This is a genomic window from Aequorivita sp. 609 (genome assembly GCF_014212065.1).
Taxonomy (GTDB): Bacteria; Bacteroidota; Bacteroidia; order Flavobacteriales; family Flavobacteriaceae; genus Aequorivita; species Aequorivita sinensis.
The window spans coordinates 21,403-45,129 of the sequence record NZ_JACJVM010000034.1 but is presented as its reverse complement, the minus strand read 5'-3'; the positions used below and the strand labels follow the sequence as shown (position 1 = coordinate 45,129).

The 23,727-nt window shown below is 34.1% G+C and carries 27 protein-coding genes; 16 read left to right on the top strand and 11 right to left on the bottom strand.

Going from position 1 to position 23,727, the window contains the following annotated elements; genetic code table 11:
- Window positions 1–53 precede the first annotated feature (53 nt).
- On the bottom strand, window positions 54–1,370 hold the full coding sequence (gene ahcY / locus H4O20_RS09675) for an adenosylhomocysteinase (protein ID WP_185099114.1): 1,317 nt from the start codon (window positions 1,368–1,370) through the stop codon (window positions 54–56).
- A gap of 93 nt (window positions 1,371–1,463) precedes the next feature.
- On the opposite strand from ahcY, the gene H4O20_RS09670 reads away from it, so the two are divergent.
- From H4O20_RS09670 to H4O20_RS09630, 9 genes are all read left to right on the top strand, one after another.
- The gene (locus tag H4O20_RS09670) at window positions 1,464–2,099 is read left to right on the top strand and encodes a 4'-phosphopantetheinyl transferase family protein (RefSeq protein ID WP_139853925.1); all 636 of its coding nucleotides are present in this window, start codon (window positions 1,464–1,466) and stop codon (window positions 2,097–2,099) included.
- Window positions 2,100–2,102: 3 nt separating this feature from the next.
- The gene (locus H4O20_RS09665; RefSeq protein ID WP_185099113.1) at window positions 2,103–2,816 is read left to right on the top strand and encodes a geranylgeranylglyceryl/heptaprenylglyceryl phosphate synthase; all 714 of its coding nucleotides are present in this window, start codon (window positions 2,103–2,105) and stop codon (window positions 2,814–2,816) included.
- A gap of 140 nt (window positions 2,817–2,956) precedes the next feature.
- Entirely contained in the window at window positions 2,957–3,217 is a 261-nt protein-coding gene (locus H4O20_RS09660) for a thiamine-binding protein (RefSeq protein ID WP_139853923.1), read from the top strand.
- Window positions 3,201–3,839 (top strand): nicotinamide riboside transporter PnuC, encoded by a 639-nt coding sequence (gene pnuC, locus H4O20_RS09655; RefSeq protein WP_185099112.1) that lies wholly within the window; start codon window positions 3,201–3,203, stop codon window positions 3,837–3,839. Before H4O20_RS09660 ends, pnuC begins: the two co-directional genes overlap by 17 nt.
- Window positions 3,836–4,366, top strand: coding sequence for an AAA family ATPase (locus tag H4O20_RS09650; protein ID WP_185099111.1), 531 nt, complete (start codon window positions 3,836–3,838; stop codon window positions 4,364–4,366). Before pnuC ends, H4O20_RS09650 begins: the two co-directional genes overlap by 4 nt.
- 84 nt (window positions 4,367–4,450) lie before the next feature.
- Window positions 4,451–5,986 carry a DUF4301 family protein gene (locus H4O20_RS09645; protein WP_306785645.1) on the top strand — a complete coding sequence of 512 codons (1,536 nt, stop codon included), beginning with the start codon at window positions 4,451–4,453 and terminating at the stop codon, window positions 5,984–5,986.
- Window positions 5,983–6,387: an alternative ribosome rescue aminoacyl-tRNA hydrolase ArfB gene (gene arfB, locus H4O20_RS09640; RefSeq protein WP_139853920.1), complete on the top strand. Its 405-nt coding sequence runs from the start codon at window positions 5,983–5,985 to the stop codon at window positions 6,385–6,387. The genes H4O20_RS09645 and arfB overlap by 4 nt, the downstream gene beginning before the upstream one ends.
- A 205-nt stretch (window positions 6,388–6,592) precedes the next feature.
- Window positions 6,593–6,973 carry a hypothetical protein gene (locus H4O20_RS09635; protein WP_185099109.1) on the top strand — a complete coding sequence of 127 codons (381 nt, stop codon included), beginning with the start codon at window positions 6,593–6,595 and terminating at the stop codon, window positions 6,971–6,973.
- 124 nt (window positions 6,974–7,097) lie between these two features.
- Complete coding sequence (locus tag H4O20_RS09630; protein ID WP_139853918.1) at window positions 7,098–8,456, top strand: sigma-54 dependent transcriptional regulator; 1,359 nt, start codon at window positions 7,098–7,100, stop codon at window positions 8,454–8,456.
- A 2-nt stretch (window positions 8,457–8,458) separates the two neighbouring features.
- Here H4O20_RS09630 and H4O20_RS09625 read toward each other — a convergent pair whose 3' ends face one another.
- The gene (locus H4O20_RS09625) at window positions 8,459–10,960 is read right to left on the bottom strand and encodes an ATP-binding protein (RefSeq protein ID WP_185099108.1); all 2,502 of its coding nucleotides are present in this window, start codon (window positions 10,958–10,960) and stop codon (window positions 8,459–8,461) included.
- Between the two features lie 504 nt (window positions 10,961–11,464).
- On the opposite strand from H4O20_RS09625, the gene H4O20_RS09620 reads away from it, so the two are divergent.
- Window positions 11,465–13,852 (top strand): TonB-dependent receptor, encoded by a 2,388-nt coding sequence (locus H4O20_RS09620; protein ID WP_185099107.1) that lies wholly within the window; start codon window positions 11,465–11,467, stop codon window positions 13,850–13,852.
- A gap of 82 nt (window positions 13,853–13,934) precedes the next feature.
- Here the strand turns inward: H4O20_RS09620 and H4O20_RS09615 are convergent, their stop codons facing one another.
- Window positions 13,935–14,369, bottom strand: coding sequence for a hypothetical protein (locus H4O20_RS09615; RefSeq protein ID WP_139853915.1), 435 nt, complete (start codon window positions 14,367–14,369; stop codon window positions 13,935–13,937).
- A gap of 189 nt (window positions 14,370–14,558) precedes the next feature.
- Here H4O20_RS09615 and greA point away from each other — a divergent pair, with 189 nt between their 5' ends.
- Window positions 14,559–15,035 (top strand): transcription elongation factor GreA, encoded by a 477-nt coding sequence (gene greA / locus H4O20_RS09610; RefSeq protein ID WP_139853914.1) that lies wholly within the window; start codon window positions 14,559–14,561, stop codon window positions 15,033–15,035.
- A 2-nt stretch (window positions 15,036–15,037) separates the two neighbouring features.
- The gene (locus H4O20_RS09605) at window positions 15,038–15,433 is read left to right on the top strand and encodes an HIT family protein (RefSeq protein WP_139853913.1); all 396 of its coding nucleotides are present in this window, start codon (window positions 15,038–15,040) and stop codon (window positions 15,431–15,433) included.
- On the opposite strand, the gene H4O20_RS09600 is transcribed toward H4O20_RS09605, so the two are convergent.
- Together H4O20_RS09600 and H4O20_RS09595 are read right to left on the bottom strand one after the other, a co-directional pair.
- Complete coding sequence (locus H4O20_RS09600; protein WP_185099106.1) at window positions 15,428–15,775, bottom strand: hypothetical protein; 348 nt, start codon at window positions 15,773–15,775, stop codon at window positions 15,428–15,430. The two genes, H4O20_RS09605 and H4O20_RS09600, sit on opposite strands and share 6 nt — an antisense overlap.
- Before the next feature lie 2 nt (window positions 15,776–15,777).
- On the bottom strand, window positions 15,778–16,929 hold the full coding sequence (locus tag H4O20_RS09595; RefSeq protein ID WP_139853911.1) for a HAMP domain-containing sensor histidine kinase: 1,152 nt from the start codon (window positions 16,927–16,929) through the stop codon (window positions 15,778–15,780).
- Between the two features lie 97 nt (window positions 16,930–17,026).
- Here H4O20_RS09595 and H4O20_RS09590 point away from each other — a divergent pair, with 97 nt between their 5' ends.
- The 4 genes from H4O20_RS09590 to H4O20_RS09575 all read left to right on the top strand — a co-directional run bounded on the left by H4O20_RS09590 (window position 17,027) and on the right by H4O20_RS09575 (window position 19,579).
- The gene (locus H4O20_RS09590; protein ID WP_185099105.1) at window positions 17,027–17,905 is read left to right on the top strand and encodes a flavin reductase family protein; all 879 of its coding nucleotides are present in this window, start codon (window positions 17,027–17,029) and stop codon (window positions 17,903–17,905) included.
- A 71-nt stretch (window positions 17,906–17,976) separates the two neighbouring features.
- Entirely contained in the window at window positions 17,977–18,357 is a 381-nt protein-coding gene (locus H4O20_RS09585) for a DUF3127 domain-containing protein (protein ID WP_185099104.1), read from the top strand.
- Window positions 18,358–18,452: 95 nt separating this feature from the next.
- Window positions 18,453–19,097: a leucyl/phenylalanyl-tRNA--protein transferase gene (gene aat / locus H4O20_RS09580; protein ID WP_139853908.1), complete on the top strand. Its 645-nt coding sequence runs from the start codon at window positions 18,453–18,455 to the stop codon at window positions 19,095–19,097.
- Between the two features lie 224 nt (window positions 19,098–19,321).
- Window positions 19,322–19,579 carry a hypothetical protein gene (locus tag H4O20_RS09575; protein WP_139853907.1) on the top strand — a complete coding sequence of 86 codons (258 nt, stop codon included), beginning with the start codon at window positions 19,322–19,324 and terminating at the stop codon, window positions 19,577–19,579.
- Between the two features lie 5 nt (window positions 19,580–19,584).
- Here H4O20_RS09575 and H4O20_RS09570 read toward each other — a convergent pair whose 3' ends face one another.
- From H4O20_RS09570 to H4O20_RS09545, 6 genes are all read right to left on the bottom strand, one after another.
- A complete protein-coding gene (locus H4O20_RS09570) occupies window positions 19,585–20,154 on the bottom strand; it encodes a DNA-3-methyladenine glycosylase I (protein ID WP_139853906.1) in 570 nt (189 codons plus the stop codon).
- 53 nt (window positions 20,155–20,207) lie between these two features.
- Window positions 20,208–20,936, bottom strand: coding sequence for a hypothetical protein (locus H4O20_RS09565; RefSeq protein WP_139853905.1), 729 nt, complete (start codon window positions 20,934–20,936; stop codon window positions 20,208–20,210).
- Between the two features lie 71 nt (window positions 20,937–21,007).
- On the bottom strand, window positions 21,008–21,697 hold the full coding sequence (truB, locus tag H4O20_RS09560) for a tRNA pseudouridine(55) synthase TruB (protein WP_139853904.1): 690 nt from the start codon (window positions 21,695–21,697) through the stop codon (window positions 21,008–21,010).
- Window positions 21,698–22,492, bottom strand: coding sequence for an undecaprenyl-diphosphate phosphatase (locus tag H4O20_RS09555; protein ID WP_139853903.1), 795 nt, complete (start codon window positions 22,490–22,492; stop codon window positions 21,698–21,700).
- The gene (locus H4O20_RS09550) at window positions 22,492–22,755 is read right to left on the bottom strand and encodes a DUF3098 domain-containing protein (protein WP_139853902.1); all 264 of its coding nucleotides are present in this window, start codon (window positions 22,753–22,755) and stop codon (window positions 22,492–22,494) included. Before H4O20_RS09550 ends, H4O20_RS09555 begins: the two co-directional genes overlap by 1 nt.
- Window positions 22,756–22,784: 29 nt before the next feature.
- Window positions 22,785–23,663, bottom strand: coding sequence for an ABC transporter permease (locus H4O20_RS09545; RefSeq protein ID WP_139854408.1), 879 nt, complete (start codon window positions 23,661–23,663; stop codon window positions 22,785–22,787).
- Window positions 23,664–23,727: the final 64 nt, after the last annotated feature.

Genomic DNA, 23,727 nt, shown 5'->3' with positions numbered 1-23,727 from the left:
GCAAGGGTTCTAATGTTAATATTGTAAATCTAAAATCTACAATCGTAAATCAATTAATATCTGTAGTACTCAGGTTTGTAAGGTCCTTCAACAGTTACACCGATGTATTCGGCTTGATCCTGGCGAAGCTCTGTAAGTTCAACTCCAATCTTTTCTAAGTGAAGTTTAGCAACCTTCTCATCTAAATGCTTTGGAAGCATATAAACCTCGTTCTCATAGTTTTCACCATTTTTCCAAAGTTCGATTTGAGCTAATGTTTGGTTTGTAAAGCTGTTACTCATTACAAAACTTGGGTGACCAGTAGCACAACCTAAGTTTACTAAACGACCTTCAGCTAAAAGAATAACATCTTTTCCATTGATAGTATATTTATCAACTTGTGGCTTAATTTCAACGTGAGTGTCTCCATGGTTTTCCTTTAACCAAGCAACAGCAATCTCGTTGTCGAAGTGACCGATATTACACACAATGGTTTTATCCTTCATCGCTTCAAAATGCTCACCGCGAACGATATCTTTATTTCCTGTGGTTGTAATTACAATGTCTGCATTGCCAACAACAGTTTCTAATCTTTTCACTTCAAAACCGTCCATTGCAGCTTGTAAAGCACAAATAGGATCAATTTCAGTTACAGTAACGATACTCCCCGCACCTTTAAACGAAGCAGCAGTTCCTTTTCCAACATCACCATATCCACAAACCACTACACGCTTTCCAGCAAGCATAACATCAGTTGCACGGCGAATTGCATCTACGGCACTTTCACGGCATCCGTATTTGTTATCAAACTTACTTTTTGTAACACTATCGTTAATATTAATAGCTGGCATTGGTAAAGTTCCTTTTTTCACACGCTCGTAAAGACGGTGAACACCAGTTGTAGTTTCTTCAGAAATTCCTTTTACAGCATCAGCAAGTTCTGGATACGTATCCAAAACCATATTGGTAAGGTCACCTCCATCATCAAGAATCATATTTAAAGGCTTGCGTTCTTCCCCGAAGAAAAGCGTTTGCTCGATACACCAATTAAATTCTTCCTCTGTCATTCCTTTCCATGCGTAAACTGGAATTCCAGCAGCAGCAATTGCAGCGGCAGCGTGATCTTGAGTAGAGAAAATATTACAAGAGCTCCAAGTAACTTCGGCTCCTAGAGCAACTAATGTTTCAATAAGTACAGCAGTTTGGATGGTCATATGTAAACATCCAGCAATGCGAGCACCTTTTAGCGGCTGTTCCTTCCCGTATTCTTCACGAAGAGACATAAGGCCCGGCATCTCAGCTTCTGCAAGCTCAATTTCTTTTCTTCCCCAGTCTGCCAGAGAAATATCTTTTACTTTATAGGCCGTATAAGGCACAGTTTTAGTTGACATATTTATTATATTTATACCCTATAATGCGGATATCTGTTAATATTTAATTTTGATTTTCAGACCGCAAAAATACATAATATCCCTCAAAAGTCTATGCCACTTTACAAAACTATAACAGTTAATTCCAGCACTAAAGTCTTCATTTGGAAGATTGAAGAGTCTCTTGAGGCTCTTTCCGATGGAATTGAATTGACAGAGAATTGCGCCAATCGTGTAAACAATATGAAAAGCGAGTTGCACCGCCGTGGCTTTATGAGTATTAGACACTTAATGGCCATGGAAGGTTATACCGATTTTGATTTGTATTACGACGAAAATGGAAAACCCCATTTAAAAGATGATAAACACATATCAATTACACATTCGTTCAATTTCGCTGCAATAATTATCAGTGATAAAGAAGTGGGAATAGACATTGAAAAACAACGAAACAAAATTCTGAGAATTGCTCATAAATTTACACCAATTGAAGAGTATAGAACTATTGCAAATGAAGATGCAATGATGCGGAAGCTTACAATTGTTTGGTGTGCTAAAGAATCGCTTTATAAAAGTTACGCAGAAAAAGGAGTAAGCTTTTTGGAAAATATTTATGTAGATGAATTTACTTTAGATGAAAATAAAACAACTGCAAATGTAAATTACGAGGGCAAAGAGCAGAAATATACTGTAGATTTCTTCGAGTTCGAAGGTTTTACTTGTGCTTATGCTCTTCAAGCTGAAGCGTAATACATGGGTGATTCTTTCTACAAATACTTTCAGAAAAACATTGCTGCAGGTAAAAATCAACTTGCAATTTTAATCGATCCAGACAAGTTTGACATTTCTGAAACTGAATTATTTCTTCATAAAATCCCTAACGATACTACACATCTTTTTGTTGGGGGTAGTACAGTTGAAAATGGGCAAACTGAAATAACAGTAAAAGCTATAAAAACTAAAACTGAACTTCCTATTTTTCTATTTCCAGGTGATTTTTCACAAATAACTAACGAGGCCGATGTACTTTTATTTTTAAGTCTTCTTTCAGGAAGAAACGCAGAATATTTAATTGGGCAACAAGTAAAATCCATTTCAAAATTGAAAAATTCTAACTTGGAAATTATTCCTACAGGGTATATTCTAATCGATGGAGGCAATAATTCAGCAGTATCAAGGGTAACAAACACTCAACCGTTGTCTCAGAATAACATTGAAACGATTGTTGATACTGCAATTGCAGGACAGTATATGGGCGCTAAACTCATCTACTTGGAAGCAGGTAGTGGAGCTAAGAATGTTGTAAATTCAAAAATTATTTCAGAAGTAAAAAAAAATATAAGTATCCCGTTAATTGTGGGGGGTGGTATAAGAAGCGAAGAGCAAAAAAAGGAAGCTTATAACGCCGGAGCCGATATGGTTGTTATGGGAACAGCGTTTGAAGAAATTCCCAAATTCAAACACTAAATTTCAAACAAGTAAAAAATTAAATTCTCTGTTTCTCTGTGATATAGTGACAACAATAAGGATGAAACTCTAAACTGCCACTGCCTGTATGCCTAGGGAGGAAATACTATTTATAATTGTAACTTTGAAAAAAAATAATAATGAAAATCTCAGTTGAACTAACCTTAAGCCCGCTGCAAGACGATTACGAACCAGCGATAATTGATTTCATTAAAAGTCTACGAAACTCTGGACTTACAGTTCTCGAGAACCCATTAAGCACCCAAGTTTATGGAGAGTATGATGAGGTGATGAGCTTACTTCAAAAAGAGATGAAAATTGCTTTGGAGGCCGTTGAGAGAGGCTTGCTTTACATAAAAATTGTAAAATCTGATCGCAGCGAGTATGAGCCCCATTTTTGATTGGTTTTTTGCGCAATACCAAGAAGTTCCTACGCATTTAGTAGTACTAGAGGTTATTGCCGTTATTTTTGGTTTTCTAAGTGTTTGGTATGCAAAACAGGATAACATTTTGGTGTACCCTACAGGAATAATCAGTACTGCCATTTTTGTTTATATACTTGCGGTTTACTCACTTTTAGGCGATATGATGATAAACGCCTATTACTTTGCTATGAGTATTTACGGTTGGTATATATGGACAAGAAAAGTGGATGATACTCACTATACACCAATTACAAAAACCACCAAAAAAGAACATAAAACGTCATTATTTATATTTATTGCAACCATAATTTTCGTGTTTGCCGTTTATCAATTTTCGGATAATTGGAATAGTTGGACAGCATATGTTGACATAGTTACCACAGCAATTTTCTTTGTTGGAATGTGGCTAATGGCAAAAAAGAAACTTGAAAATTGGATTTATTGGATTGTCGGAGACTTAATTTCTGTTCCGCTATACCTTTATAAAGGGTTGGTATTTAGCTCGTTTCAATATCTTTTGTTTACTGTAGTAGCTATTTTTGGATACCGCGCTTGGCAGAAAAGTTTAAACAAACCTGAAAAAAGTCTTCTCAATTGATAAAAGTAGTTTTATTTGGTCCCGAATCTACGGGTAAAACCACCTTGGCAAAACAATTGGCAACGCATTATAAAACGCATTGGGTGCCTGAATATATGCGGGAATATCTTGAGGAAAAATGGGAAAATAAAGGTGAACTAGTTACAAAAGAGGATTTAATTCCTATAGCCAAAGGGCAATTAAATCTAGAAAAGAAAATTGCCAAAAAATCTGACAACTTGCTTTTTTTGGATACGAATTTGTTAGAGTTAAAAGTGTATTCAGAATATTATTATGATGGATATTGTCCAGAAGAAATAAAATATGAAGCAACCAAAAATAATTATAGTATCTACCTACTAACTTATATAGACATTCCTTGGGAAGCAGATGTTTTAAGAGACAGACCCTATAATCGCGTGGAAATGTTCAGTATTTTCGAAGCTGAATTAAAAACGCAAGGTTTCCCTTATAAAGTATTAAAGGGGAATGAAATAGAACGATTTAATAAAGCAGTTGAAATAATTGACAAATTATTGATGAAATAGATACTCTTTGTAAATTTTTGCCTCTGCGGTAAATAATATTACACAGCAAAGACGCAAAGTAGGAAGAGGAAAAATCAAATTTGAATGCAAACCATGTTTACAGAAAAAAATATACAACAAATAAAAGCTCACGGCCTCTCAGAAGGTAGTGTAAAAGAGCAACTTCAAATATTTAAAAATGGAATTCCTTTTGCCAATGTAGTAGAACCTGCTTCAGCAAATAAGGGGATAAAAGTTTTTTCGGATGAAGAACAGCAACAATTTGTAAATCTATTTGAAGCCAACAAGGCTAAGCTCGAATTATTAAAATTTGTTCCCGCCTCTGGAGCAGCAACGAGAATGTTTAAATTTCTGCATCAGTTTTTGGAAAACTTCAATCCAGATGAGGATGATATCGAAACATTTATTCAAAAAGAAGAAAATAAAGACCTAAAGACATTTTTTTCTTCTACTGATAAATTCGCTTTTTCACACCTTGTAAAAGCTAAGTTAAACGAAAAATATCCCGATTTTAAAGACTTTAGTTTAGGGAAAAGATATTATTTGTTTGTTCAAGAAGTGCTAGGTGAATCTGGATTAAACTTCAGTAATACACCTAAAGGACTCGTTCCTTTTCATAAAGACGGGGAAGATTTTATAACTGCCTTTGGCGAACAATTGTATGAGGCTGCTTACTATGCAACTTCTAATAATGTTGCGAATTTGCACTTTACGGTTTCAGAAGAGCACCAAGAAAAGTTTAAATCTCGCTATAATGAAATTCAAGATTCAATAGAAGCTAAGACTGGAGTAAAATTTAATATATCGTATTCTTTTCAAAAGAACGAAACCGATACAGTTGCTGTAACTCCCGAGAACGAATTGTTTTTAGATGAAAATGGAAATATTGTTTTTCGTCCTTCAGGGCACGGAGCGCTTCTAGAAAACTTAAACGACATTGATGCCGATATAATTTTCATCAAGAATATCGACAATGTAGTTTCTGAAAATTATGTTGAAACGATTGCTTTTCAAAAGAAAGTTCTAGTCGGAAAATTAATTTCACTTCAGCATAAAATTTATAGTTATGTTGAAAAACTTCAATCTGAAACAATTTTAGATGAAACACTTCAGGAAATTTCACAATTTATTTCTGAAGAGCTAAAGGTTCCTAATATTTCAGTTGATAAGGAAACACTTTTAAATATTCTCGAACGTCCACTTCGTGTTTGTGGTGTGGTTGAAAATACCGGTGCTCCAGGTGGGGGTCCATTTCTTATAAAAGATAGACATGGAAATCAGTCATATCAAATTGTAGAAATGTCTCAGATTGATATTAATAATCCACAGCAAAAAGCTTTGGTGGATAAAGCAACACATTTTAATCCAGTCGATTTAGTTTGTGGGGTTCGAGACTACAAAGGCAAGAAGTACGATTTGTTAAAATATTCAGATCCTGACACCTGCTTTATTTCATCTAAATCCCATCAAGGGAAACCTATAAAAGCCTTGGAGCTTCCAGGTTTATGGAATGGGGCAATGGCAAATTGGAATACCGTTTTTGTTGAGGTGCCACTTATTACTTTTAACCCTGTGAAAACAGTAAACGATCTTTTAAACGAAGCCCACCAACCAAAATGATTGTAGAAACGCTAATATCGGAACTTGCCTTTAAAGCCATTCGCAGTAGTGGTCCGGGAGGACAACACGTGAATAAAACAGCTTCAAAAGTTGAGCTTACTTTCGATTTAGAAAACTCTCAAGCGCTTTCGGCAACTGAAAAAGAACGACTTCGATTAAAACTCTCTTCAAAAATTACTACTGAAGGTTTAATCATATTACAATGTGGTGAAACCCGGAGCCAACATAAAAATAAAGCTATTGTAATAGAGAGATTGATAGATTTACTCAAAACAAACTTGAAAGTTGCAAAAAAACGTAAAAAAACTAAACCTTCTAAAAGTGCCATTGAACGTCGTTTAAAAAGTAAAAAAGTAACCGCATTTAAAAAGCAAAATCGAAAACCTCCCCAGATTGATTAGAGATTATACATTAAGTGTATAATTTTTACACGGCTGTATCGCCTATTACACAATTATCTTTTATCAGAATATTTCCTAATCACTTGTTTTGTTGGTGTTTGTGGGCTTTGTCTAGAGTGTCCTTTCTGTGGCACTAATTTTTCTATATACAAGTCAACAAACAAACTTAGTAAACGATATATATAATATTTAAAAAACAAAAACTATGAAAAGATTAATTTTAAGTACAGCGATAGTATTAGGAGGTTTAACTGCAGTAACTGCGCAATCTGATAAAGAGGTAACTGCTATGAATGAGCAAAAGTCTGCTGCTTTAACTCAGGTTGAAGAAAAAGTTGAAGCTGCTCAAGATTTAAAACTTTCTGCGAACGCTGTTCAAGATTTTAAAGAAGTAAAAGCTTCTGAACTACCTGAAGCCGTACAAAATGCCGTAGCTAATGATTTTGACGGCGCAACTATATCTAAGGCTTATGTGAATGCCAAGGGAGATTATAAAATCGAACTTACTACTGCAGATGCAAAAAAGGCAACTGTATATGCAAACGCTAAAGGTGAGTGGATTAAAAATGAATTAAAGAAGCAGTAAGCTGCAGGTATTTTAGATTCAATACTTCTTTAAAAAGACGCTCTTAAATGTGCGTCTTTTTTTATGATAATTTTAGAGATTACCCTCCTATATAGTCGCTATTTTTACCCTTTGAGATAATACGATGGCGCAGAAAATACACATAGTAGAAGACGATTTAGCATTTGGAAAAATGCTTGGGTCCTTTTTGGAGCGTAAAGGCTTTCAAATTTCAATTTCGTCAACAGGAGAAAGTGCTCGGAAAGCAATAACGGAGGGCGATTTTAACCTGCTTATTACAGATTTAAAACTTCCGGATGATTCTGGTTTAGACCTACTAGAATTTGCTCAAAAAACTTCTCCAAACACCAAAGTAATTTTAATGACCGGTTATGCTGAAGTTGACACGGCAGTAAAGGCAATTAAAAAAGGTGCAATAGATTACATTTCAAAGCCATTCCGCCCCGAAGAATTATTAATGATAATTCAAGAAGATTCTTTACAATCAAAGTCGGAATATACAGACGAGCGTGACAATAAAAACGAATTTAAAAAAGTAGAAGCTCCTCAAATAAAACCAAATTTTGTTGTTGGGATAAGTGAATCATCCAAAAAGTTTAACGAGTACATAAAACTCGTTGGCCCCACGGATATGTGTGTGTTGATACAAGGAGAAAGTGGAACAGGAAAAGAAGTTGCAGCAAAAGCTATTCACGATTTTAGTTCAAGAAATAATAAAACTTTTGTAGCAGTAGATTGTGGCGCAATTCCTAATGAAATTGCAGCAAGTGAGTTTTTTGGTCACATAAAAGGAAGTTTTACTGGCGCTGTTAACGATAAAAAAGGTCATTTTGAAGCTGCAGATGGCGGAACACTTTTCTTAGATGAAGTGGGAAATCTTTCTTATGAAAACCAGATTCAGTTATTGCGTGCTTTACAAGAGAGACGAATAAAACCAGTTGGTAGTAACACAGAAATAGAGGTAGATGTTCGAATTCTTTCAGCTACTAATGAAGATTTATTAAAAGCTGTTCAAGAAGGGAAATTTAGAGAAGATTTATATCATAGATTAAACGAATTCTCAATTCATATTCCTTCATTACACGAACGTAAAGAAGATCTATTTTTGTTTATTGAATACTTCCTAGCCGAAGCAAACGCATCTTTAGGGAAAGAAGTGCTCGGGCTGTCGAAAGAAGTAGAAGAGGCCTTCAAAGCCTATTCTTGGCCAGGTAACTTAAGAGAGTTGAAAAATGTAATTAAGCGTTCGGTATTGTTAACCAATTCAAGTTTAATTCCGTTGGAAGTAATACCACGCGAAGTAATTTTTTCTGTGAATAAAAAGAATGAAATAGTTGATTTTTCAAAAGAAACCAACGAAAAGCAATTAATTCTTAATGCGTTAAAAGAAGCTGATTTCAATAAAACTAAGGCTGCCAAATTGCTTAATATTACTCGAAAAACACTTTACAATAAATTGGAATTATATAATATCGAACTTTAATCTTATCGATTATTAAGTGCTTGTTGTAACACATCAAATTTTTCCACTAGCTTATTAAAATCGCTTCTCATTTCTAACTGAAGTTCATTTGATATTTTGGTAGTTACTTCTGGGTATTCTTCCATTTTTTCTAAAATAGCAACCACATCTTTAGCTTGAAGTTGTCTCGTCATCGTAAGCATTCTATGTGTGATTTCTTTAACTTTATCGACATCGTTATCTTCAATTGCTTTATCAATAAGCTGTAAATCGGTTTTAGTTTGCTGATTGAAAATATTTAAAACTTCTTCTAAAGCTTCAGGTGTACTCAAAAATGAATTTAGCAGCGATAAATTAAAAATATCACCACTCTTTGAACTTTCATTGGTGGTGTTATGTTCATTAGAGCCTTCTGATGCTTCCCATTGCTTAGGGAATAAATGTTTTAGAATATTAATTAAGTCTTCTTTTGAAAAGGGTTTCGCAAGCATTTCAGCAAAACCTTCTTTTAAATAATATTCACGATTGCGCTCTCTACTACCTGTCATTGCTATGATTGGCTGGTTTTTGTAAGCTTTGACTTCCCCTTTCTTTAAGTTTTTTAATAGCGTAAAACCGTCGGTATTTGGCATTTGAATATCGGTTAAAACAAAATTGGCGTTTGTATCCACACGAGATTCAGAATCGGCGTTTTTGAGTTGTTCATAGCTACTGAATGTTTCTGATTCTATCTTCAATTGCTCCAAAATCTCTTTCAAAAGTGCTCGCATTGTTTGGTCATCATCAATAATAATGGCTTTTAAACTATTAAAACTGCTTACAACGTTTTTGGTTTTTGTAGGTAAAATTCTATTGCTATGCTGCAATGGAAGCGTTAAAGTGAATGTACTTCCCTCGCCTAAAACACTTTTTACTTTTAAAGTCCCACCTAAAAGTTCAGTCAGCTTTTTAGATATTGCTAATCCCAATCCATTTCCACCAAATTTATGGGCTATTTCAGTTTCAGCTTGGGTGAATTCATTAAATATGAGTTCTTGCTTTTCTTTCGAAATACCAATTCCCGTATCAATAACTGAAATTTGAATATTAGAAATTTCGTTCTTCTTACTAACTCCTGTTTTCGCGTTTGACAATTCTTCAACTCGAATTTCAACACTTCCTTTTTCAGTAAACTTAAAAGCGTTTCCTAATAGATTATTTACAACCTGCCTAATGCGAAGTGGATCACTCTTATAAAACTTGTTCTTGATAGATTCTGAAATTGAAATCTTAAGTTCCACCGGTTTTTCAATGTACTGTTGATGAACAGCATTTGCGGCATTTTCTATTATGTTTTCTAATGAAAAAGCCACATTCTCAAGAGGTAGTTTTCCAGCTTCCAATTTTGAGAAATCTAATAAGTCATCAACTAATTGAGAGATAAATTGTGAGCTCGATGTAATTTGAGATAGGTAGTATTTTTGTTTTTCAGAGAGTGAAGAGTTTTCAATTAATTCTGAATAACCACTGATAGTATTTAATGGTGTCTTTAAATCGTGGCTTACAGTAGAAATAAGTTGTTCACGACTTTTTAGTAAAGTTTCAGCATAGTTTTTAGAAGCTTCTAAATTCTTTTTATATCGATCGGCTCTAAAAAAGTCTGAAAGAATAAAATAAGAAAAGAGCAGTACTACGATACCACCTAGTAATCCAGCAAATTTCAATATGTCGCCAGTTCGTTTTATCGAAGCTTCGCGTTTCTGTTTTTCAATGAGGTTGTTTTTAGAAATTTCACGATCGAAACTTGCAATAATCTCCCTAAGTTGTTCAGAAATATTAAGGTCATTCCTGATAAGTTCATTTTCTTGTTGATTTAAAGATTTTCGTATTCGAGAATTTAATTTTTTAGCTTCAGCCACTATATAGCGAGAAGCTATAAGCATAGAATCTACGGTTTTAGACCTTACTTTGGCGGTGTCTCGAGTGGAATCTCTATTGAGGTAATCGGCATAATTCTGCCAAATGCGACGTTCATTTCTACTTAGTTGCGAAGGATCTTTAATTAATGATTCGACCGAATTTAATCCAACAGAAGCTTCGAGCTTTCTTACTTCACGCATAATATCATCTAGCGAAGTATCCTTTTGATTTGTAAGCCTAAGGATTCGAAGTTGTTCTATATTTCTATTTTTCTCTTCAATTAGAGATTTTACACTGTCTAATTGTTTAATCTGAAAATCATTAACAGTAAGGGATTTTATTTCTTTAATCTTTTTAAATAGTGAGTCTGTTTTAACTACGTATTTTTCATAGTCTTCTTCACTTTCAGAAAGAAGCGCAAGTCTCGAAAACCCATCTGTTTCGTAAACTAGATTGATTAATGTTCCTGTTTCAATAAATTTTTTCTCACCTGTTTTTTCAATATTTTCGGCAGTGTAGTTTTGAAATTCAGAATATAAAAAGAATCCAACAAGCACTGCTAAAGCAATCAAAACCAAGTAACTTAGTATGATTTTAAGTGTGAATTTATTTCTTGAATTAGCCATCGTGTAAATGTAATTACAATGCGATTGTATAAGTATTAAGGAATTGATAAAATCAGCTGTAAAAACTTATCCAAAAATAAGGATGGAACTGCTATTTAAAATCAATATGGTGCTATTAAAATATCACAAAAGACATTCCAAATAAGTAAATGGACAGCTTTTAATTATGGTTGAGGAAGTCTATTTTAAAGGTTTTGATATATTATGTTTATGTCTAAAAGTAATGTACTTTTGCCGAACATCTCAAAGGGGTGCAGATTTTAGTTAAGAGTTATTAGAATTGAGAGGTAGGTTGAAAAACTTTAAACTCAAAACTTTGAACTCTATACTTGAAGAAGCTGAGATTATACCCAAAGAACCTGAGCAGGTAATGCTGCTAAGGGAAAATTATAAGGTACCCCTGTGATATTGCGCGACGCGATATTTTCAGGGATTTTTTATTTAAAACCATTTAATAAACCAAGAATAACGCCCCTTTTATTCGTAAACTTTAAACTATTACGAATGAAAAAGTTATTGATTTTTTCAGTATTTGCCTTTTTTAGCTTCATCACATTTGCCCAGGAACATATTGTTTCTGGAACTGTAACTAATTCTGATGGGGAGCCTTTAGCTGGAGCTAATGTTGTTTTAAAAAGTAACAGCGGAACAATTACCGATTTTGATGGAAACTATAGTGTGACCGTAAATCATGGAGTTCAATCAATTGTTTTTAGTCACTTAGGATATAATGTCGAAACTAGATCTATTGTTGTAAATGGTGATATGGAGTTAAATATTACTCTTGTAAAAACCACAGAAACGTTGGATGAGGTTTTGGTTCAAGCTATTCGCGTAGATGCCGATTCACCAATTACCCACTCAAATATTGGGAAAGAAGAACTGGAAAAAAGAAATCTAGGGCAAGACATCCCTTATATGTTAAGTTATATGCCGTCTGTAGTTACTACTAGTGATGCTGGAGCAGGAGTAGGATATACTTACATCCGTGTTCGTGGTAGTGATGCTTCTCGTGTAAATGTTACGCTGAACGGAATACCTTATAACGATTCTGAAAGCCAAGGTACTTTCTGGGTTAATTTACCAGATTTTACATCTTCAGTACAAAGTTTACAGCTTCAAAGAGGTGTTGGAACTTCTACAAACGGTTCTGGAGCATTTGGTGCAAGTTTAAACTTGTTAAGCGATGCAGTATCAAATGATGCATATGGCGAAATTTCTAATTCTTTTGGAAGTTACAATACACATAAACACAACGTTAAATTTAGTACTGGCTTACTTTCTAACCATTTTGAAGTATCGGGTAGATTGTCAACAATTAAATCTGATGGCTATATCGATAGAGCGAGCTCAGACTTAAAATCGTACTTTCTTCAGGCTGCATTTGTGGATGACAACACTTTAATTAAGGCCTTAACTTTTGGAGGGAAAAATATTACTTATCAGTCTTGGAATGGTCTAGAAGATCCTGAGAAACTTGAAAATGATAGAACCTTTAACTCTGCAGGTATGTATACCGATGAAAATGGAAACATACAGTTTTATGATAACGAAATAGACGATTACGCTCAAGATCATTATCAGTTACTATGGAATCAGCGCTATGATAGTAATTGGAGTACAAACTTATCTTTTAACTACACTAGAGGAAAAGGATATTTTGAACAATATAAAGAAGATCAAAAGTTTAAAACTTATGGATTTGAGCCTCTATATATAGGTGGTGACACAATTAATAGAACCGATGTAATCCGTCGTCGTTGGCTAGATAATCATTTTTATGCGGGTAATGCCACTGTTAATTACAAAAACAATACTATAGATTTTACGGGAGGTGCATTTTACAGCTATTATACTGGAGATCATTACGGAGAAGTAATTTGGGCGAGATATGCTAGTGCTTCAGAAATTAGAGACCGTTATTACGATAGTAATGGGGAAAAGAGTGAGTTTACTATTTTCTCAAAAGCTACTTACAGATTAAACGATAGGTTAAGTGTATTTGGAGATTTACAAGGAAGATTTTTAAACTATAACACTACAGGTATTACTTCTGATTTGGTTTTAATGGAGATTGATGAAGATTACGCTTTTTTTAATCCAAAAGCTGGTTTGACTTATAAATTGAATCCATCAAATCAATTTTACTTCTCTTATGGTAAAGCACATCGTGAACCTTCAAGAAATGATTACGAACAAGGAATTACTACTCCAGAAAAATTAGATGATTTTGAGTTAGGGTGGAGATTTGGTTCTGCGAAAACAAAAGTTAATACAAACATTTACTATATGCACTATAAGGACCAATTGGTGCTTTCTGGTGAATTGAATGATGTAGGAGCTGCTTTAAGAACAAGTAGTGGGAAAAGCTACCGTTTAGGCCTTGAAGTTGATGCAGAAATTCACCTTTTGAAAAACCTAAGAACTCTTCCTAATATTGCTTTAAGTACAAACAAAAACATAGATTTTGTTACATCTCGTGATGGGGAGCTTGTTAATCTTGGAAAAACAAATATTTCATTTTCTCCATCTGTAGTTGCTGGAAATATGCTTGAATATTCACCAACAAAAAACTTTCAAATAGGCTTGCTTTCAAAATTTGTAGGGGAGCAGTACATGGGAAATATTGATAGTGAAGCTTCAAAGTTGGATAGCTTCTTTATTAACGACCTTAATATTGTTTATACCTTAGATAACTTACCATGGGTTAAAGAAATTGTTTTCTCTGGATTAGTGAATAATATTTTCAATGTAAAATATGTGTCTAACGGATACTTCTACACTTGGGACGATGATTTTAGTAATCCTGGAACGGTTACTACAATTGAAGGTGCGGGTTATTATCCGCAGGCAACAACAAACTTTCTTTTAGGAGCTACAATAAAGTTCTAAATAAACACAAAGACTCCGATAAAATTAGCGGAGTCTTTGTTTTGTAAAATATCGTAAGAGAGTATTGAGTTAACTTAAAGTGTTAGTTATTTATAATAACATTGTTTCCACTTCTTTCAGCTCTATATTGTTGCATAGGATATTTTAAATCAGGTTCTGAAATATGCCTCCCTGATGTAATATAGTATGAGTTTTCATCGTTAGGACAAGGACAAGATGCTGTAATACCATCTATATCCATACGCGAACAGTTGCTAGGAGCGTGGTTGGGATCGGTAAGGTCGAAAGCCAAATACATTTGTTCGCTAACACAATACACAACGATTCCCTTTATTCCTTGGTTAACAATTACATAATTGCCAGGAAAACGCAACGGGTTGTATTCTGGGAGGTTTAAGTTTAGATTTAAGCTTACTAAGGGATCGGTTAAGTAAGGATTGCGTTCACGTTTATCGTCGCTTTTTGAACAAGAAGCAATTACTATCGTGATTATCAGTAAATAAAGTGTTTTTTTCATTAAAATGAATTAAATTTAAAGTTCGAAATTACAACAATTTACATAAGATGTAAATTTTTAGTATATTTGTTTGATATAATCCCATCATCGCATGGGATTTTTTCAGTTTATTAAAGTTAGTCCCGCACGTGTCGGGATTTTATTATATATATAGAATATGTATGTTTTACATACACAAACGATGAAGTTATGAGTAAAGTATCTTATTACACAGCCGAAGGGTTAAAAAAATTAAGAGATGAAATAGATCACTTACGTGATGTAGAGCGTCCAAGAGCTTCTAATGCTATTGCTGAAGCCCGTGATAAAGGTGATTTAAGTGAGAATGCCGAATATGATGCTGCCAAAGAGGCACAAGCTATGTTGGAGATGAAAATCTCTAAACTTGAAGCTGTACTTGCTAATGCCCGTTTGATAGATGAATCTCAATTAGATACTAGTAAAATACTAGTGCACTCTACTGTTAAGTTAAAAAACCAAACTAATGGTATGGAAATGACCTATAAATTGGTAGCTCAGAGCGAAGCAGATTTAAAAGCTGGAAAAATTTCAGTAGATTCACCTATCGGAAAAGGTCTTTTAGGTAAGAAGCAAGGCGAAGTAGCTGAAATTCAAGTTCCTAATGGAATTCTTAAATTTGATATATTAGAAATCTCAAGAGATTAAATATGGCGTCAATTTTCACAAAAATCATTGAAGGAGAAATCCCAGCTTATAAAGTAGCAGAGGACGATAAGTTTATTGCTTTTTTGGATATAAACCCCAACTCCAAAGGACATACCCTTTGTGTGCCAAAAGAAGAAATTGACAAGATATTCGATATGGGAGAACATATGTATCTACAATTGATGCAATTTTCTCGTAAAGTTGCTCATGCTATAGAAAAATCTGTTCCTTGTAAACGCGTGGGCATGGCAGTTGTTGGCCTTGAAGTACCACATGTTCACGTGCATCTTATCCCTTTAAATGAAATGGATGACATGCGTTTTACCAAAAAAATAGATATGAAGGATGAGGAGTTTAAAGCATTAGCAACTAAAATCGCTGAAAATTTAAATTCATAAAGCGTTCATCAAAAAGTAAATACTCAAGGCAATTAATATAATTGCTACAATTAGTACAATATAGAATAGCGGTTTTACCTGTAAATTATGTTTATTGGTTTCCGCTATTTTTTTATTGTATTCATAAACCCGCTCAATGTCTTCAGTCCAATTTACTGGATAAATTATGGTAGTACAAGTATGGCAATAGAGCTTTTCCTCCATTTGTTTTACAGGCTTTTTATAAAACAGCGTTTCTATTTCATCTTGAAAAAATGTAAATTCAAGCCCGTCTGTCCCAAAACAGTTTGGGCAATTATTTTTAGAACGTGCAGTATGCAACGTATGAGTTTTTGTCGACATTTTTAAACGTTAGTTTTAAGAGCAATTTCCATAGTAGTTCCTTCGTTAGGAACACTTTTCAACACACGAATTTTTCCCTTGTGATATTCCTCAATTATACGTTTTGCAAGTGATAATCCCAAACCCCAACCGCGTTTTTTTGTGGTATGTCCAGGTGTGAATATTCTTCTAAACTCACTTTTGGTAAGTCCTTTTCCTGTATCAGAAATATGTACATAAGCAAATCTTGAGTTTTGCGCTATAGAAATACTTATCTTCCCTTTTCCACGCATTGCATCAATCCCATTTTTAACTAAATTTTCAATCGTCCAACTGTATAGCTGTGGATTCATTTGAACGTATATTGGATTTTCAGGAATATCCAGTTGAAATTCTATGAGCTTTGAAGAGCGCTTTTGTAAATATTCAAATGTTGTTTTTGTTTCTTCAACTAAATCGTGTTTTTCCAACTTTGGAACAGAACCAATTTTTGAAAATCTATCTGTAATCTTTTCAAGCCTTGAAACATCTTTTTCCATTTCAGTAATATACTCAGGATTTACATTTTCAGTTTTTAGAATTTCAGTCCAACCTACCAAAGATGAAAGCGGAGTACCTATTTGATGCGCTGTTTCCTTTGCCATTCCGGCCCAAAGTCTATTTTGTTCAGCAGATTTAGATGTTTTATAGAATAGATAAATAGCTAAAATGAAAAGAAAAATAATTAAAATTAAAAAAGCTGGATAATACTTTAGTTTGTTAATAACTGGTGAGTTACCGTAATAAATTGTGGCAAGTAGATTGTTTTCATTTCGAATTTCTATTGGAGTGTATTCCGAAGAAAATTGCTTGATTAACTTCTCCTTTTTCTCTCGCGTATTTATATCGTTTGGATCAATATTTCTATCGGTATATATATCTTCTTTATGAGTATATAATATCATTGGAGTAGTAACATTTCCTTGAATAACCGTAAGAATTACATCTCCAACAGGAGTATCGAGACTGTTATTTTGTAGAAAATCATTATATGCAGCAGCCCATATTTCCATTTTAGCTCGCTCGTTTTCTTTAAGTTGATTAAAGAAAATATAGGTGTTCCATAAAATAAGCCCCACTATAAAAACTGAAGCAATAATAAAAGCCCAACGTGAAAACGTTTTTTTCTGAAGCATAAAGAAAATTTTACCTGAATAAATATAAAGCAAATATGTTGATATTATTGTACAATCAAGTTTTTACAAGCTATAATCTTTGATACCTTTGCATTCTATGATTTCTATAGAACCACACGAATTATCAACAGCAAAATTACACGGTTACCTTTTAGGGGCTGTGTCTCCAAGGCCTATATGCTTTGCGAGTACAATCGATAGCGAAGGAAATGTAAATCTTTCCCCATTTAGTTTTTTTAATGTTTTTAGTGCCAAACCCCCTATCTTAGTGTTTTCACCGGCAAGAAGAGGGCGTGATAACACTACTAAACACACTTATGAAAATGTTTTAGAAGTAGCAGAAGTGGTTATAAACATTGTAAGTTATGATATGGTGCAACAAGTGTCACTTTCTTCTACGGAGTACGACAAAGGTGTTAACGAATTTATCAAAGCCGGATTTACCGAAGAGGCTTCCGATTTAATTACACCTCCTCGTGTTGCTGAAGCACCAGTGCAATTAGAGTGTAAAGTAAACGACGTAATTTCACTCGGAAAAGAAGGTGGAGCTGGTAACTTGGTTATATGTGAAGTTGTAAAACTTCATATTAAAGAAAACATTCTTGACGACGACGGTGCTATCGATCCATTTAAGATTGATACAGTTTCTCGACTTGGAGGAAATTGGTATAGTCGCGCTAAAAACGGACTCTTTGAAGTGCCAAAACCATTGAGAACCCTAGGAATAGGGGTGGATAAGCTTCCTGAAGCTGTCAGAAACAGCAAAGTATTGACTGGTAATGACTTAGGGGTGCTGGGTAACGTTGAAAGTTTTCCAAATACAGAAGAAATTCGTACTTTTATAGATTCTTCAACAGAACTAAAAGATTTAATATCTTCAAACAATATTGAGGCAATTCATAAAAAAGCTCACGAGTTTCTAAGTGAAGGGAAGATTAGCGAAGCTTGGAAAATTTTGCTAGGAAATCAGGCATAAAAATTGCCTTTTTGTAAAGGAGAATAGCATTAAAAATAAAAAATACCAATAACACAGTAACATAATTACGGATGGAATTACAAGGAAAGATAAAATTAATAGACGAAACAAAAACCTTTGGAAACAATGGGTTTAGAAAGCGCGAAATGGTGATTACTACTGAGGAGCAGTATCCACAGACTATAATGATAGAGTTTGTTCAAGACAAAACTGATTTGCTAAATGCATACAAAGTTGGACAAGATGTTAAAGTTAGTATCAATATACGTGGTCGTGAATGGGTAAACCCTCAAGGGGAAACTAAGTATTTTAATAGTATTCAAGGCTGGAGAATTGAGAGTTTATCGCAAGCTGCACCTGATGCTTCAGGAATGCCTCCAATGCCACCTGCAGATGCTTTTGAGCCTGCAAACGACTTTAAAGAAGAAGATCACGACGATCTTCCTTTTTAAAAATACTTTTTTAAAAATAGTATAAAACATATAAACCTCGATGCGTATTAAACGTTTCGAGGTTTTTTATGAAACATTTTTAGCAATTTCGAACAATGCATTTCTTAACTGAAAAACTTTGGTTTCCAAATATAGAAGAAGCAACGTTAGATGGGCTTCTCGCTATTGGTGGTGATCTTTCTATCGAACGATTATTACTAGCATATAATTCTGGTATTTTTCCTTGGTATGAAGATGGACAACCAGTGCTTTGGTGGAGTCCAAATCCAAGAATGATTCTAAAGCCAAATAAGTTTAAAGTTTCTAAAAGCCTGAGAAAAAACATTAGAGACAAAAAATTTACAATTACTTTCAATAAAGATTTTAAATCTGTTATCTCATACTGCGCCTCTGTTCCACGAAAGGGTCAAAATGGTACTTGGATAACTAAAGAGATGCAACAAGCATATATAGCGTTGCACAATGCGGGTCACGCTGTTTCTGTTGAGGTTTGGGAGGACAATAGGCTAGTGGGTGGCCTATACGGAATAGACCTTCAAAATAAGAAAGTATTTTGTGGTGAAAGTATGTTTAGCCTAGTAGGTGATGCTTCTAAAGTTGCTTTTTATCACCTTTCTGAGTTTGTAAAAGCAAAAGATTATAAATTAATCGACTGTCAGATATATAATGAACACTTAGAAAGTTTAGGCGCAGAAGAGATAGAAAGAGACGATTTTCTAAAAATACTAAAATCTAAATAGAGTTATTTGTGTTAAATTGAATAAAATTGTCGTTTAATCGCTTTATTTTCAGTTTTTTTGTGGAAGGATGATCCATACTATTAACTATTGACGTATAGTATAAAGATTGTTTGAAAGTAATGTTATCTCTCACATCTCCAATGACTTTAAAACAAACATTTTTTACTGTTTTTTTGATTGCCTGTGTCTCATCCATTTCTTATTCTCAAACTAACAATAAAGTTATGGATGTAAATAAGGATATTGATGTAGTACGAGTTTATGAGCAAGTAGTGCGCGAAGGGTACGGAACACCGTTTATATATAAGCATTTAGCAATAGCTTATTATTATAATAGCGAATATTCCAAAGCAATTACTTGGTTTCGAAAATTTTTTTCTGTTGAGAAAAACACAGATCCTGAATTAGATTCACATTATCGTCAAGCTCTGAAAGCAGTTGCTGCTGCAAATTTATTGAAGTCTAAGAAGAATATTTATTAGAAAAATTAAACTTGTTGATAACGGAAACAATCAGTTATATGATCGTTTACCATCCCTACCGCTTGCATATATGCATAAACAACAGTACTCCCCATAAATTTAAAACCTCTTTTTTTTAAATCTTTACTTATAGCATCACTTATTGAAGTGGTTGCAGGAACATCTTTGTGGTTTTTCCAACTGTTTTTAATCGGTGTATTGTCAATAAACCTCCAAATATAATTGCTGAAGCTTCCAAATTCATTTTGAATTTCCATAAAAGCCTTGGCGTTGGATACAGCAGAATTCACTTTCAATTTATTTCGGATAATCCCACTGTTTTGAAGTAATTCATCAATTTTATTCTGATTGTATTTCGCTATTTTCTTGTAATCGAAATTATCAAATGCCATCCTGAAGTTTTCTCTTTTTCGAAGAATAGTAATCCAACTTAATCCCGCCTGAAAGCTCTCGAGAATAAGAAATTCAAACAGTATTTTGTCATCCTTAACTGGCACTCCCCATTCTTCGTCGTGATATTTTATATACAACGGATCGGTGCCGCACCAAGCACAGCGTATTTTATTATTATCCATAAGTTGATTCTTTAGATGGAAACTACCCACTACAACTTCGTTAAGTGGACAAATTATTGTTGCCCTGGGAAATTGAAAGTTATTGTACCCAATTGTTTTTCTTTTGAAGCGTCGGTTGTAAAACGAGCTTGCTTTGAATAATCAAGAGCGGCATCTATCAAACATTGATTGGAAGTTGTTGATGCTGTTTTGTTGTAGGAGTTTTTTACAACTTTCCCGAGATTATTTACCTCAATATTTATCACCACCTTTCCATAGCCATAACAAGTATAAACAGGATTAGGTAAATCTATATCCTGGCGGTTTACTAATCGATAACTAATGGTTGTGTTTCTATTTCCACCTTTTACAACAGCCTCACCTTTATCATTACTGTCGGTATTTGAAAAATTTGTTTTTTTCTCTTTTTCAGGTTTAGAGACTTTAGTTGAGATGTTCCCGTTCAAGCTGTTTTTAGAATTCTCCAAGGCTTCTTGCATTTCCTGAAGCTTGCCTTCGGTTGTTTCAGTTAATTCTCGATCTTCACTTTCAAAAGGAGATTTATATTTTTCTGCCTCATTAAAAGCTTTGTTTGTTTCAATTCTACTAACTTCTGGAGTTAACTGCGCGATTTCCTCTTCTTTTTCTTCAGGCAATACCTCATCTGCCATTTCAACCTCATAGGTATCATAGTTGAGTTCTTCCTTCTGCTTTGAAAGTTTTATGCTAAATAGAAATAGCACTAGACTTCCTGTAAGAAGTGAAGTTATTAAAAAAGCTTTATATGAATAATTAAAATTCATTTATGCAAGTACTGAAATTTTATACAAAATTCCACAAAACACTTGAAAATTAGGGCTCTATTAGAGATATTTTAACTAGGGAGCGAAGATTCGAAGTCTGAGATGCTTATAGCATTCGCCACAGAAAAATCACCAATCTTTGTTCTGCGCAATGCAGATAGATGAGCACCATTGTTAAGAGCCTTGCCAAAATCGTTAGCTAGAGACCGGATGTAAGTGCCTTTACTGCAAACCACTCTAAAGTCTACATTTGGAAGGTCTATTCTTGTTATTTCAAACTCTGAAATAGTTATTTTTCTAAAAGGAATTTCAACTTCTTCGCCATTTCTAGCAAATTCATAAAGGCGTTTCCCGTCTTTTTTCAACGCTGAAAATACTGGGGGTTGCTGCTGAATTTCACCTATAAATTGCTTAGTTGCCTCGTGTATTTGTTCTGAAGTGATTTCGGAAATATCGAAATTCTGATCTATTTCAGTTTCTAGGTCGTAGCTGGGCGTAGTAGCTCCAAGAGTGAAAGTCCCTGTGTACTCTTTTTCCTGAGCTTGAAAAGTGTCAATTTTCTTTGTAAACTTTCCTGAACAAATTATTAAAAGGCCAGTTGCGAGTGGGTCTAAAGTGCCGGCGTGACCGACTTTAATTTTCTTAAATCCGAAAGATTTTTTAATTAACCAACGCACTTTGTTTACCGCTTGAAAAGATGTCCATTCTAGTGGTTTGTCTATTAATATTACTTGGCCTTCTTTGTAGTCTTCTCCTGTCATTTATATGTATAAGCTGGTTACTATTGCAATAATACCAACTATCACACAGTAGATTGAAAAATAACGTAGTTTACTCTTCTTAACTAAGGAAATCATCCAAGTACAAGCTATAAGTCCGCAAATAAACGCTGCAATAAATCCGACGCTTAAAGTTCCAAAATTAGTGCTGTGCGTTGTAATATCACCGCTAAGTAGATCCTTTGCAATTTTTCCAAAAATTAATGGGACGACCATTAAAAATGAAAATCTAGCAGCTTTAGACTTGTCGTTTCCTAATAAAACTGAAGTAGAAATTGTAGCCCCACTACGAGATATGCCGGGTAGCATAGCAATTGCTTGAGCAACTCCAATAATAATTGAGTCTTTGAATGTTACAGGTTTTCCAGTGTTTTTTGCAAGATCGGCAAACCATAAAAGTACTGCTGTAACAATTAGCATAGCCCCTACAAAAGCAATACTTCCGCCAAAAAATGACTCTAATTCTTTTTCAAAAAGCAAGCCAATTACAACAGCTGGAATCATTGAGAGAACAATTTTTGTTATGAATTGAGTTTCTTCGTTCCATTGAAATTTAAAGAGCCCTGAAACAATTTCAATGATATCTTTTCTAAACACTACAATGGTGCTTAAAGCCGTAGCGAAGTGAAGAATTACAGTAAAAAGTAAACTTTCTTCTGGGACTGATGTATCTCCTAATATTGCTTTTCCTAATTCAAGATGGCCACTTGAAGAAACAGGTAAAAATTCAGTAAATCCTTGGATAGCTCCAAGAATAATTGCGTCTAGATAATCCACTAATTCTGTTCTTTGTTATCAGGTTTTAATAAAATGGCGTAAACTTCAATTGCAAATCCTATTAGGACTAAGGCTGGAGCTAAACGGATTCTTCTCCAATTATAAATTTCGGGATTAAAAACATTTGGGTCATCACTTCCACCGCCAGTCATTAAAATAAATCCCAATGCGATAAATGCAATGCCAATAAGCATAAACTTGTAGTTTTTACGTTCAAACACAAAGTCTGGCTTAAACCCTTCTTTATTTTTTTTCTCTCCCATTTTTAATATTTTTTATTTTCCACTCACCACTAATAATACAAATCGTCAGTTCTTAGGTTTAAGAATCGTTGCGTAGCAATAAAAGTACTTATCCAGGTAATTAAAACCCCCATCAAAAAGATGAAGATAAATAAACCTGCAAGCATAATTTTATCGCCTAACAATTGAAGTTGTGGGAAGCTTTCGTTTAAGTAATACAGCACCAATCCCATTCCAATCATAGCTACAATAGCACCAATAACTCCTAGACGTACACTTTTCCATACAAATGGCTTGCGAATAAACTTTTTGGTAGCACCTACCATCTGCATTGTTTTAATTGTAAACCTCTTTGCGTAAATACTAAGACGAATGCTGCTATTTATTAGTAAAACAGCTATAAATGTAAAAATACCGCTAATCACTAAAATCCAAAAGCTGATGCGTTTAACGTTGTCGGTAAGTTGTGCAATTAAAGGTTTGTCGTATATAACATCATCTACAAAACCTTTTTCTTTCAGCTCTGTAGTGATTTCTTCCATTTTTTGTGGCGTAACGTAATCGGCTAAAATGTATACGTCAATACTATTTTGAAGCGGGTTTTCGCCCAAATATTCTATAAAATTCTCTCCTAAAGTCTCTTGGTGTTCCTTGGCAGCGTCTTCTTTTGAAACAAATTCAGCGCTTTTGGTGTACTCTGCTAAAGCCAAACTTTGTTTGAGTTGCGTGATTTCAACTTCTTTGGCGCTGTCTTTAAGGAAAACAGTAATTGCAATTTGTTCTTTAAAGTAGTCTGCTACTTTTTTAGAATTTAAAACTAACAATCCCAGTAATCCCAATAGAAATAGCACTAGTGATATACTGATGACTACTGAAAAGTAGGAAGAAATCAATCTGCGTTTTTGATATTTTTCAAAAGAAGCACTCATAGGGTTTGTAGAATTTTGCCGTAAAAATACAAGTAATTTTGCATCTTGCACTAAACAACGTTTA